This is a genomic window from Chryseobacterium sp. c4a (assembly GCF_009900745.1).
In the GTDB taxonomy this organism is placed as follows: Bacteria; Bacteroidota; Bacteroidia; order Flavobacteriales; family Weeksellaceae; genus Chryseobacterium.
This window is the reverse complement of record NZ_WXVU01000002.1, coordinates 110,633-122,595: the sequence shown is the minus strand read 5'-3', so window position 1 is coordinate 122,595 and position 11,963 is coordinate 110,633. Positions and strand designations below refer to the sequence as shown.

The following is an 11,963-nucleotide window of genomic DNA, read 5'->3' as shown; positions in this document are numbered from 1 at the left end:
AAGTAAATATCCTTACTAATTTTATAAAACTATTGCTGTGGTATTTTTCACCTCAGAAATCATAAATGAGCTGTGCGTGCTTGCGATGTGTTGAAGTGTCGTAAGCTTCGTCAGCATAAAATTTCGATAATCTTCAATATCCTTTACTCCTATTTTAAGGATATAATCATAATCTCCACTCACATGAAAGCATTCCGTAACTTCAAGGAGATTCATCACTTCTTTTTCAAACTGCAGCACAAATTCTTTCTTGTGTTGGGTTAATTTTACGTGACACAAAACAATAAATTCACGGCTGATCTTTTTTCTGTCCAATAATGCCACATATTTGGAAATAACACCTGCATTTTCCAACTTTTTAATCCTCTCATACACAGCCGTCACCGACAATCCTAACTTACCAGACAGCTCTTTGGTGGTTTGCTTACAGTCTTCCTGCAAAAACAACAATAATTTCTTATCAGTTTCATCAAATTCCATAGATAAATTTTTGGTGAAAATTTAATATTTCCGAAGATAGCAATTATATTTTCTAAATAAACAACATATTACAGTTTTATATTCTATAAATTCAAATTTATATTGTAATAATTAGGAAAATGACGCAAATTAGGCCAGTAAAATAAAAACAATGCTTATGGAAAACTTTAATGCAGCCAACGAGATCCAGGATCTTCAGTACTTTGGCGAATTCGGAGGAGTAAACCCTTCCATTTCTGACAGCTCTACTTATACTTTCCTTTCTGCGAAGACTATGTTTGATACTTTTGAAGGGAATGCAGAAGGATGTTACCTATATTCCAGACATTCATCACCTATGAATCTTTATCTGGCGCAAGCTTTGGCTAAAATGGAAAATACAGAATCTGCTAATGTTACCGCATCCGGAATGGGTGCTATTACTTCTGTTTTGATGCAGGTATGCAAAAGTGGAGACCATATCATTTCAAGCAGAACCATTTATGGAGGTACTTATGCCTTCTTAAAAAACTTTTTACCCCAATTCAATGTAGGAACCACTTTCGTAGATATCAATAATTTTGATTCCATAGAAAAAGCTATAACTCCTAATACGAAAGTAATCTATTGTGAAAGTGTAAGCAATCCATTGCTTGAAGTAGCAGATCTTAGAAAGCTTTCTGAAATTTGTGAAAAACACAATTTAAAACTGATTGTAGACAATACATTTTCCCCACTTTCCATCTCGCCTCAATTATTTGGAGCTGATGTTGTAATTCATAGTTTAACAAAATTCATCAATGGAAGCAGTGATACTGTAGGTGGTGTATATTGTAGTACGCAAGCATTTATTGATGATACCAAAAATGTAAATTCCGGAGCATGTATGCTGCTGGGGCCAACTATGGATAGCTTGAGAGCATCAAGTATTCTTAAAAACCTCAGAACACTTCATATCAGAATAAAACAACACAGTCACAATGCTATGTATCTTGCTGAAAGGTTTGAACAAGATGGCTTAAAAGTGTCCTATCCTGGATTACCTTCCCATAAAAATCATGAACTGATGAAGAGCATGATTGATAAAGAATATGGTTTCGGAGGACTGTTAACGTTGGATGCTGGAACTACAGAAAAAGCCAATGAATTGATGGAAATGATGCAGACAGAAAACCTTGGATACCTTGCGGTAAGCTTAGGTTTCTACAAAACATTGTTTTCATGTTCAGGAAAATCTACATCCTCTGAAATTCCTGAAGAAGAACGTGCTTCCATTGGTATTTCTGATGGGTTAATCAGATTCTCCATTGGTCTAGATCACGACATCAAAAGAACTTATCATAAAATGAAAGAATGTATGCTGAAAGTAGGCATTCTTTCCCATGAAAACATCTCTATATCCTAAATTTTATTGTACAAAAGAAGGCTGTTTCAATTGAAACAGCCTTCTTTATTTTTTATTTAAAATCTACGTAAAAAAACTCTTCAGCGTAGATATCCGTTATTTCTTATGATAATGATGAGGAAATGCATCTTCAGGTTTCATCCTCAAAACATTCAGCAAAACCCAGGATTTCAGAAATCCATACCCATAAGAAAACATCTGTATATACGTGGAAATGACCGCCATTCCGGCAATACTGATATTCTTGGTCAATAATAAAGCATGGAAAAACACCAGGAATGTATACAGCCCATAGAAAGCAAGAATAAATCCTTTTCCTAACATGAAATATTCAATAAATCCCATAAGATATCCCAACATAAATAAGGTAGGAAATGCAAAGGATATTTTTACATAATTCGGATGCCTTTGGTTAAGAATAGGTCGTGCGCATCCAAATTGATACACCTGCTTGGAAAACTTCCCAAGATCTACCCTACGCTTATGATATACTGCAATATCATCAAAAAAAGCTGTTGTAAATCCGCTTTCCCAAAGCGTCATCGATAAGTCCGGATCCTCTCCTATTCTCATTTCAGAAAAGCCACCTACTTTTTCAAAGGCTGCTTTTTTCACACCCATATTAAAACTTCTGGGTTGGAATTTTGAAACTGCTTTTTTACTTCCTCTTATTCCCCCGGTAGTAAAAACCGAAGTCATGGAATATGAAATCGCTTTCTGCATCAGATTAAACCCCTTATGAGCTTTATCTGCCCCTCCGAAAGCATCACAAGGAATGGTTAGAATATCTTTTTTAATATGTTCAATATAATCCTTTTCAACAATCACATCACTGTCTACAAATACCAGCCATTCGCCGGCAGCTCGTTCTGCGCCATAATTTCTTGTCAGCCCAGGCCCGGAGTTGTCTTTTCTGAAATATTTAATATCCAGAATTTCTTCAAAACTCTTGATCGTAGGTTTCAGATCAATGACTGATCCATCATCAACGATAATAATCTCAAACTCTTTATCAGTCTGATGGGTCAAAGAAGTCAGCAACTCGAAAAGCTCATCTTTTCTGTTGTAAATAGCAACAATAATGGAAATACTAGGTTTCAAATTGAAAATTTTTCAAAATTACTTATTCGTGAAGGAAACCACAAACAGTTTAACAGCTTATTGGAAGAATTAATTTTTACAATATTAAATAAATATTCCAGACTTATAATAAATACACATCACCAAAGCCACAAAAAATGCGATCACAGAACAGCTAAAAAAAAGCAGTTTGAAAATGCTTTTGAAATAATAAAGCTCCATAAGATTTAGAAGAAAAAACAGTAAACCTGAGATGGCTGTTCCTATTAATGAAGACACAATTAAAGCCGTTGTTTGATCTCCTATTGGCAGAGGTTTATGAAAAACGATGAAAAAGAGAACGACAGACGCAAGCATAAATCCTGCACTGACTTTCTCTTTAAAATATTTATCTTCTTTCTTACTTTGAGGTCTTTCGTCATAGTTCAAACTCTTTCTGTCTGAAGATGAAGATGAGCCTGAACTTAATAAATCCAAAACATCTAAAGCTCCATCTAACACATCAAAAATATTCAAAGACATAAAGATTAAGATTTATCCTCTAGTTTATGAACCTTTTTTGTTCCTTCATACATTTCATACTGTAGGAATCTTGTTTCCAACTTTCCATTAAAAAGTTTTATTTTTCTTGAAGGACGTAAACCTATCTTTTTCACCGCTTCCAGATCAGATGAAATTAACCACGCCAATGTATTTGGATAATGTGTTTTAAAGGTATCTCCGATCTTTTTGTAGAAATCATCATCGTTGATGGAAATTCTCTCATCATATGGTGGATTAAACACCATCAATAATGGGAAAAGGTCTTTTTTAGAATCAAAGAAGTTCTGTTTTCTGATCTCAATGACATCTTCCATTTCTGCCGCTTCCACATTCATTCTGGCAGCATTCAGCATTCTTGCATCAATATCATATCCAACGATCTTACCATTGAATTCTCTTACCCTATTGATTCTGAATTCTTTTATTTTTGAGAACAAATCAGCATCATAATTTTTCCAGTTCTGGAATCCAAATCTTTTTCTGAAAATCTGAGCCGGAAGATCCATAGCAATCATCGCTGCTTCAATCAATAATGTTCCTGAACCGCACATAGGATCAAGGAAATTTCCTTTTCCGTCCCAGCCTGCCAATTGCAGCATTCCGCTTGCCAGCACCTCATTAATCGGAGCCTCACCTTGCTCTCTTCTATATCCTCTTTTGAATAAGGCATCTCCTGAAGAATCCATGGAAATCATTACCAATTCTCTATCGATATGAAGATGGAACTTAATCTCCGGATTTCTGGTTTCTACATTAGGACGTCTTTTGTATTTCTCCTGAAAATAATCTACAATTGCATCCTTCATTTTTAAAGTCACAAACTGAGAATGTTTGAATGTCTCAGAATTTACCGTAGCATCAATAGAGAAAGACTGATCTACATCCATAAATTCATCCCATTCAAATTTAAACAGTCTGTCATAAAACTGATGCTGGTTAAAAGCCTTAAACTGATGAATCGGAACCAAAATCTTTAATGCCGTTCTTGCCGAATAATTGATTTTATAAAGAAAACCAAGATCTCCTTCACAATTTACTGCTCTGTTTTTAATTTCAACCTTTCTTCCCCCTAATTTCTTGATCTCTTCTGCTAAAATTTGCTCCAGTCCGAAGAATGTTTTGATCTGTATTTGTAGATTTTCTATGTCCATAATTTCGAATTAAAAGTTTTAAAGCATTAACAATTAAAAGATTACCCATTCAATTTATTGACCAATTGAATTTTTCAATCATCTCATGTTATAAAATACTTTGCTTTTAAGACCACAAATTTAACTATTTTTGCGTTATGGAATGGTTTGAATCTTGGTTTGATACCCCTTATTATCATTTGCTTTATAGCAACAGAGACTATACTGAAGCTGAAAACTTCATTACAAAACTTACTGCGGATCTGCAACTTCCGCCTCAATCCAAGATCATCGATCTTGCCTGTGGGAAAGGAAGACACTCTGTTTTCCTTAATAAATTAGGGTATGATGTTTTGGGGTTGGATCTTTCAAGACAAAGTATTGAATCTGATAAACAGTATGAAAATCAAACCCTGATTTTTCAGGTTCATGATATGCGAAATCCAATTGATACAGATCCGATGGATGCTGTTTTCAACCTATTCACAAGTTTCGGCTATTTTGACAATGAAAATGATGACAAGAAGGTTTTTCAATCTGTCTACAATGCACTGAAGCCGGGAGGATACTTCGTTTTGGATTATCTGAATGAAGAATTTGTAAGAAACACATTAGTTCCTGAAACCACCATCACCCGTGGCGACATTGATTTTAAAATTCTAAAGAAAATCGAAGGCAGACATATAATCAAAGATATTCGTTTTGAAACAGAAGGCCAGCCTTTTCATTTCTTTGAAAAAGTAAAGCTTCATACTTTAGATGCCATCCATGCGTATGCTTCGGATTGTGGCTTTGAAAGAGTAAAAATCTGGGGAGATTACCAGCTGAATGAATTTAACAAAGAAACTTCCCCACGTTGTATCAATTTATTTAAGAAAAAATAATGGTAACAGTACTTTTACTGATTCTAAGTGTCATCACCGGAGTCTTTCTGGGAAAACACTTTGGTAAAAAGGAAAAACTGGCTAAAAACCTCCTAGTATTAAGTGCAGGTTTCCTGATTACAATCTGTCTGAACGAAGTTTTCCCTGAAGTTTATACATCTTCAGCAGGCAGCAGTCTGGGAATATTCGTCATTGCAGGAGTTCTTCTGCAAATGATCCTTGAAGCCCTTACCAAAGGTTTTGAGCATGGACATTTTCATCATCATGGTGAGCACAATATTCTTCCAATGGCTTTAATGGTAGGATTATTCATTCATGCATTCATTGAGGGAATTCCATTAGCTAATGAGCATGAATTATCTCCTTATCTTTTAGGAATCGTATTTCATAATCTACCTATTTCATTTATTCTGGGAGCATTTTTATTCAACAGGAAAGGTGAATCAAAAAGCTCATCATCTTATCCGTCTTTATTAATTGTAGCTCTTTTTGCATTAGCATCTCCTATGGGAATGTTATTGGGAAATTATTTCAACCCCAACCTTCAGCCTTATTTTCTGGCTATCGTAGGTGGAATTTTCCTTCATATTTCATCGGTAATTATTTTTGAAAGCAATAAGAACCACAATATTGATTGGGTGAAAATAGGACTTGTTGTATTAGGTGTTTCTTTAGCTCTGGTTATGCACCTCTTCCATCATCATTAAAAAAATAAAAATATTTAAACATAAAAAAAGCTCTGGACTACAAAATCCAGAGCTTTTATTTTTATTTCCTCATATCGATTGAAAATTAGAATTTCCAACCTACCGTAAGGAAGAAATTATTTCTGCTATTTTTAACTTCACTTACAGCATAAGCGTCATTCTCATAAATAGACTTAGAACCTGTTGAATAATAAGCACTATCATAATCATTTCCAATCAGTCCTCTTACAGAAGGGCTGCTATACTTGGAGGTTATATTCTGATAAGATGCATCAATATAAAATGCTTTGAAGTCATATCCAATACCAAATGAAACCAGATTTCTATCGCTCAGCATCAGATTATTATATGATTGATCTCCTACATTACCCGCATTATCAAATCTGGTAATAGTAAGCGCATCAAGAGGATTGGATAAATAAGAATACCCACCTCTTAATCTAAATTGCTGTACTCTATATTCTGCTCCTACTCTCACTTCCGACATATTCTTATAATTCTCTTTAAAGAATGAATTAAGATCACGCTCTATGTTACCATATACTTTATAATCAGGTTTTGTAAGCCCTAATGTATAGTCTACGTTCAAGGAGAAGTTTTTATTGGCTACAAATGCAGCACTCACAGTTGCTTTAAGCGGAGAAGTAAATTTTCTGTTTTCTGATCCTATACCATTTCCATAGTTCGGATTATCATAGAAGCTAAAATCACGATCTATACTCCAGAATGTAGGTGTTTCAAGGGTTGCTCCTACTCTGAAATTAGGACTTAATTTTCCAATTACCCCTAATGATGCAGAAAAACCTGAAGCTCTTTCCCAGTAAGGACTATCCTGCTTGTGAAAGTAATCAACATTATTACTATTAGCCATTTTAAAAGCCAATTGGTCTGTCTGATCAATGGATGCATTGAAAAAATTCAATCCTGCTCCGATGTAGAAATTATGATTGTAATTGGCACCCACACCAAAACTCATCTTTGATAAATTCCCAGCTCTGTAATATTGATGTCCTGCTAATGACGCATTTCCATCTGGTAATTTAGCTGTAATATTTGCATTGCCTGGAGATTCTACTACATTATCAAGAGATTGATTTGAAAAATTAACCCCAATATTGATAAATTTCCACGCAGACTGAGTCATCAATGGAAAAGCTATTATTCCTCCTGCATTGCCTAAATCTCCTCTCGTTTTACTATAATCTATTGTTTGGTTCCCTAAAGAAGTACTGTTTTTATTACCTATGATAGATAAAGTTGCAGAAGCTTCTCCTGAAATAGCAACTCCCAAACCAGCAGGGTTGGTCAACAGTGAATTGGCATCACCACCTAATGCACCATTAGCACCAGCCATACCATTAAACTTAGCAGAACCAACCATTGGGCTGCTTGAATAAACATCTACAGTATTTCTTATTAATGAAACATCCTGAGCCTGCGCATAAAATGCAGCAGAAATACTCATTAATACTAAAGATTTTTTTAACATTATTTTTTTAATAGTTTTTATGAAGTTGAATATTATCTGAAGCCACCGGATCTAAAACCACCGCCGCCACCAGATGAACCGCCTCTAAAGCCGCCACCGCCGGATGAACCGCCAGATCTGAAACCACCACCGGAATTATTAAATCCGCCACTGTTTCTAAATCCTCCTGAATCACCAGATCTGAAGCCGCCATTATTATATCTTGGCTGCTGCTGCTGCGGAGTTGTATTACGGAATCCTCCTGAATCTGAATTTCTGAAACCACCTGGGTTAGAGTTTCTGAACCCTCCATTGGAATTTCCATTTCTAAATCCTCCAGAGTTTTCGTTTCTAAATCCACCGGAATTGTCATTTCTGAATCCACCTGAATTAGAGTTTCTAAATCCATTACCATCTCTGAATCCGTTATTGTTTCTAGCAGTATTGGTTCTGTATACAGCATTACCCATACCTGAACCACTGTTACCGCTTCTCATATAAATTCTGTTATAACCACCCCAGTAGCCACCTCCGTAGCCCCAGTATGGGTTACCATAATAACCGCCCCAGAATGGATCATAGTATCCGCCCCAATAAGGAGAATATCCGTAACCCCATGGGCTTCCCCATCCGATAGAGCCTCCCCAGCCCCAGCCGAATGATCCGCCCCAACCCCAGGAAAGACCAGCACCCCAGCCCCAGCCACGGTTCCAGCCCCAATATGGATTATAGCCTCCATACCAGCCCCAAGGAGATCCCCATCCCCATGAGTTATCATAGTAATTGGTCTGAGAACCTGCATACATTCCCCAATCAGAGTCTGTAGCATTGGTATTCCAACCGGTTCCACTCCATTCGTTATATTTATTTTGTTGTTCTCTTGAATTCATCTGTGCATTTTGAATCACATTAGAATCCTGATAGTAGTCGTAATATTCTCCTACTCTGTTTCCGCTACCATTAATGATAACTCCTTCGGGCAGCGTATCCTTATTAGGGTCATAATATACCCCATCTGTCTCGCTATACCCTCCCATCTGAGCACCACAAGACATAAGCAATAACCCACCTGATATTGCTAATACCCCTTTAGATTTTAGCAGACCAAGCAAATTTTTATGTATATTTCTTTTCATGATAACGTAAAAATTTTTAATTTAAATTATATTTGCAATCTGTACCAAAAATGTACCAATACTGATTAAAAAATCTATCAAAAATAGATTTTTATTTTTAGATAACAATAATGTGCAAAAGTTAAAAAAATTTTAAAAGATAATGGCAAAATTAACCTCAAGAAGCGAAGATTACAGCAAATGGTATAATGAGCTGGTTGTAAAAGCTGATTTAGCTGAAAACTCAGGAGTGCGTGGATGTATGGTAATCAAACCGTATGGCTATGCAATCTGGGAAAAAATGCGTGATGAAATGGATAAAAAATTCAAAGAAACAGGTCACGTTAACGCATACTTCCCGCTTTTTGTGCCCAAGAGCTTATTTGAGGCTGAGGAAAAAAATGCAGAAGGTTTTGCAAAGGAATGTGCAGTAGTAACTCACTACAGACTAAAAACAGATCCTAATAACCCTTCAAAACTGATTGTAGATCCGGATGCAAAATTGGAAGAAGAACTTATCGTTCGTCCTACTTCTGAAGCAATCATCTGGAACACTTATAAAAATTGGATTCAGTCTTACAGAGACCTTCCTATCTTGATCAACCAATGGGCTAATGTTGTACGTTGGGAAATGAGAACCCGTCTATTCCTTAGAACGGCAGAATTCTTATGGCAGGAAGGGCACACTGCTCACGCTACAAAAGATGAAGCAGTAGAAGAAGCTGAAAAAATGAATAAAGTATATGCAGATTTTGCTGAAAACTTTATGGCAATTCCTGTAATTCAGGGATTAAAGACTCCTTCTGAAAGGTTTGCAGGAGCAGACGAAACGTACTGTATTGAAGCATTAATGCAGGATGGTAAAGCGCTTCAGGCGGGAACTTCTCACTTCTTAGGTCAGAATTTCGCAAAAGCATTTGATGTAAAATTCACCAACAAAGAAGGAAAAATAGAACATGCATGGGCAACATCTTGGGGTACTTCTACTCGTTTGATGGGAGCTTTAATTATGACTCACTCTGATGATTTCGGATTGGTATTGCCTCCAACTCTAGCTCCAATTCAGGTTGTGATTGTTCCTATCTTTAAAGGGGAAGAGCAATTGGCTCAAATCAGTGAAGTGGCTCTAGATATCCAGGCTAAATTAAGAGCTAAAGGTATTTCTGTGAAGTTTGATAATGACACTCAGAACAAACCAGGATGGAAATTTGCTGAATACGAATTGAAAGGTGTTCCGGTAAGAATCGCGATGGGGCCAAGAGATCTTGAAAACAATTCAGTAGAGATTGCGAGAAGAGATAACCTGACTAAAGAAGTTCGTTCTATCGAGGGTATAGACACTTATATTGAAGAGTTATTAAAAACAATTCAGCAGGATATTTATAACAAAGCCTTTGAATTCAGAAAAAACAATATTACCAAAGTAGATACTTACGAAGAATTCAAGAAAGTTCTTGAAGAAAAAGGAGGATTTATCTATGCACACTGGGATGGTACTGCTGAAGAAGAAGAACAGATCAAGGATGAAACGAAAGCTACCATTAGATGTATTCCTTTAGATGATGACATTGAAGAAGGTATTTCATTGATTTCCGGGAAACCGTCTAAGAGACGTGTATTATTCGCAAAAGCGTATTAATAAATTTAACGATTTTAAAAAAAATCGTTAAATTTTAAAGAATTATTCAAAAAAAAAATGACATTTAGACGGATTTTTGTTTAAATTTATCTCAACATTAATCTAAAAAAATTTATTATGTCTTTAAATGTCATTGATTTAATTAAAGGACAATTAGGTCCCGCTTTGGTTTCACAAGCTGCTTCACAGTTTGGAGAAAGTGAATCAGGAATTTCTAAAGCAATTGGTGGCTTATTACCTGCTGTAGTAGGTGGATTAGCCAATAACGCAGACAACCCTGGCGTTGTGGATGCTATTACAAAAGCCTCTTCAAGTGGAATTTTAGGAAATCTATTAGGTGGATCATCTAATAACCCTATTATCTCTACTTTATTATCTTCTCTTTTTGGAGATAAAATAGGCGGATTAGTAAATTCCATTGCCAGTTTTTCGGGAATCAGCAACAATTCTGCAGGTTCTTTGTTAAACCTGGTTACCGGGGCTACAGTAGGCACAGTTGGAAAATATGCAGCAGACAATAATTTGGGTGCTTCAGGTATTTCCGGCTTACTGAATGATCAGAAAGGCATTATTTCTTCTTTACTGCCGGCGGGTCTTTCTTTAGCTTCTTTTGGATTAGGAGCTGAGAATTGGTTTGGTCAGGCTAAAGAAACCGTTTCTTCGGTAACTTCTACTGCTAAGGATAACATCGCTGAAGGTGTTGCCACAGCTAGAGAAAATGTGAGTGAAGGAGCAAGAGAAATAAGAGAACAATTTGAAAATAACAACAACAATAATCAAGGCGGAGGTTCAATCTGGAAATGGTTGCTTCCGCTTTTATTATTAATCGCTGCTGGATATTTCCTTTGGAAACAGTGTGAGAAGAAGCAAACAACTACTACAATGACTTCTACCTCAGACTCCACAGGAACTCATACAGATACTGCTTCTGCAACAACATCCACGCCAGCTACCACTGCCGCACCTGCCGCTAAAACTGATGAAAACATCGATCTTAACGGAGTGATGCTTAAAGGATACAAAGGCGGTATGGAAGATCAAATGATCACATTCCTTAAATCTGGAGGATACAAAAATGCAGCAGACGATGCAGCATTGAAAGACAAGTGGTACGATTTCGATCACGTTAACTTTAAATTGGGTAGCTCTACTGAATTAGAGGCTGGATCACAAGGACAGCTTGATAACTTAGTAGCTATTCTTAAAGCTTTCCCTGACTCAAAAGTTAAAATCGGTGGGTACACTGATAAAACTGGAAACGAAGCTTCTAACGTAAAACTTTCTCAGGCAAGAGCTGATTTCATCAAAGCTGCTTTAGCTAAAGCAGGAGTTGGTGCTCAAGTACTTGGAGCAGAAGGTTATGGAAGTAAATTTGCAAAAGTAGATGCAAAAGCGTCTGATGCAGAAAGAGCTGCAGACAGAAAAATGTCTGTAAGATTTGCTAAATAATCTTTAGAATCAATAAAAATTAAATCCCGGAAATCACTTTCCGGGATTTTTTTATGCCATGATTTTTGTGTTTACATTTATTTA

Annotated in this window: 11 protein-coding genes; 5 read left to right on the top strand and 6 right to left on the bottom strand. The window is 36.2% G+C overall.

The features are described 5' to 3' along the window. Positions 1-21 precede the first annotated feature (21 nt). Positions 22-480 carry an Lrp/AsnC family transcriptional regulator gene (locus tag GTR01_RS04945; protein ID WP_160136758.1) on the bottom strand — a complete coding sequence of 153 codons (459 nt, stop codon included), beginning with the start codon at positions 478-480 and terminating at the stop codon, positions 22-24. A 157-nt stretch (positions 481-637) separates the two neighbouring features. Here GTR01_RS04945 and GTR01_RS04940 point away from each other — a divergent pair, with 157 nt between their 5' ends. After that, positions 638-1,864: an aminotransferase class I/II-fold pyridoxal phosphate-dependent enzyme gene (locus tag GTR01_RS04940; RefSeq protein ID WP_160136757.1), complete on the top strand. Its 1,227-nt coding sequence runs from the start codon at positions 638-640 to the stop codon at positions 1,862-1,864. A gap of 96 nt (positions 1,865-1,960) precedes the next feature. On the opposite strand, the gene GTR01_RS04935 is transcribed toward GTR01_RS04940, so the two are convergent. The 3 genes from GTR01_RS04935 to GTR01_RS04925 form a co-directional block, all read right to left on the bottom strand. Next, positions 1,961-2,965 (bottom strand): glycosyltransferase, encoded by a 1,005-nt coding sequence (locus tag GTR01_RS04935; protein WP_160136756.1) that lies wholly within the window; start codon positions 2,963-2,965, stop codon positions 1,961-1,963. Positions 2,966-3,049: 84 nt separating this feature from the next. Then, complete coding sequence (locus GTR01_RS04930; RefSeq protein WP_160136755.1) at positions 3,050-3,466, bottom strand: branched-chain amino acid ABC transporter substrate-binding protein; 417 nt, start codon at positions 3,464-3,466, stop codon at positions 3,050-3,052. Positions 3,467-3,471: 5 nt separating this feature from the next. Next, complete coding sequence (locus GTR01_RS04925; protein WP_160136754.1) at positions 3,472-4,638, bottom strand: class I SAM-dependent RNA methyltransferase; 1,167 nt, start codon at positions 4,636-4,638, stop codon at positions 3,472-3,474. A gap of 137 nt (positions 4,639-4,775) precedes the next feature. On the opposite strand from GTR01_RS04925, the gene GTR01_RS04920 reads away from it, so the two are divergent. Next, a complete protein-coding gene (locus GTR01_RS04920) occupies positions 4,776-5,501 on the top strand; it encodes a class I SAM-dependent DNA methyltransferase (RefSeq protein ID WP_160136753.1) in 726 nt (241 codons plus the stop codon). Beyond that, positions 5,501-6,208: a ZIP family metal transporter gene (locus tag GTR01_RS04915; RefSeq protein ID WP_160136752.1), complete on the top strand. Its 708-nt coding sequence runs from the start codon at positions 5,501-5,503 to the stop codon at positions 6,206-6,208. The genes GTR01_RS04920 and GTR01_RS04915 overlap by 1 nt, the downstream gene beginning before the upstream one ends. Before the next feature lie 85 nt (positions 6,209-6,293). Here GTR01_RS04915 and GTR01_RS04910 read toward each other — a convergent pair whose 3' ends face one another. Next, a complete protein-coding gene (locus GTR01_RS04910; RefSeq protein WP_160136751.1) occupies positions 6,294-7,697 on the bottom strand; it encodes an OmpP1/FadL family transporter in 1,404 nt (467 codons plus the stop codon). Positions 7,698-7,729: 32 nt separating this feature from the next. Beyond that, positions 7,730-8,812, bottom strand: a complete 1,083-nt coding sequence (locus tag GTR01_RS24815) for a prolyl-tRNA synthetase (protein WP_160136750.1) — start codon at positions 8,810-8,812, stop codon at positions 7,730-7,732. 142 nt (positions 8,813-8,954) lie between these two features. Between GTR01_RS24815 and proS the strand changes: the two genes are divergently transcribed. Next, positions 8,955-10,430, top strand: coding sequence for a proline--tRNA ligase (gene proS / locus GTR01_RS04900; RefSeq protein WP_160136749.1), 1,476 nt, complete (start codon positions 8,955-8,957; stop codon positions 10,428-10,430). A 117-nt stretch (positions 10,431-10,547) separates the two neighbouring features. Further along, positions 10,548-11,879, top strand: a complete 1,332-nt coding sequence (locus GTR01_RS04895; protein WP_160136748.1) for an OmpA family protein — start codon at positions 10,548-10,550, stop codon at positions 11,877-11,879. Positions 11,880-11,963: the final 84 nt, after the last annotated feature.

What these genes read in the sequence shown, in the direction of transcription:
- GTR01_RS04945 (WP_160136758.1), bottom strand. Translation starts at nt 480, where the DNA reads ATGGAATTTGATGAAACTGATAAGAAATTATTGTTGTTTTTGCAGGAA.
- GTR01_RS04940 (WP_160136757.1), top strand. Translation starts at nt 638, where the DNA reads ATGGAAAACTTTAATGCAGCCAACGAGATCCAGGATCTTCAGTACTTT.
- GTR01_RS04930 (WP_160136755.1), bottom strand. Translation starts at nt 3,466, where the DNA reads ATGTCTTTGAATATTTTTGATGTGTTAGATGGAGCTTTAGATGTTTTG.
- GTR01_RS04925 (WP_160136754.1), bottom strand. Translation starts at nt 4,638, where the DNA reads ATGGACATAGAAAATCTACAAATACAGATCAAAACATTCTTCGGACTG.
- GTR01_RS04920 (WP_160136753.1), top strand. Translation starts at nt 4,776, where the DNA reads ATGGAATGGTTTGAATCTTGGTTTGATACCCCTTATTATCATTTGCTT.
- GTR01_RS04915 (WP_160136752.1), top strand. Translation starts at nt 5,501, where the DNA reads ATGGTAACAGTACTTTTACTGATTCTAAGTGTCATCACCGGAGTCTTT.
- GTR01_RS04910 (WP_160136751.1), bottom strand. Translation starts at nt 7,697, where the DNA reads ATGTTAAAAAAATCTTTAGTATTAATGAGTATTTCTGCTGCATTTTAT.
- GTR01_RS24815 (WP_160136750.1), bottom strand. Translation starts at nt 8,812, where the DNA reads ATGAAAAGAAATATACATAAAAATTTGCTTGGTCTGCTAAAATCTAAA.
- proS (WP_160136749.1), top strand. Translation starts at nt 8,955, where the DNA reads ATGGCAAAATTAACCTCAAGAAGCGAAGATTACAGCAAATGGTATAAT.
- GTR01_RS04895 (WP_160136748.1), top strand. Translation starts at nt 10,548, where the DNA reads ATGTCTTTAAATGTCATTGATTTAATTAAAGGACAATTAGGTCCCGCT.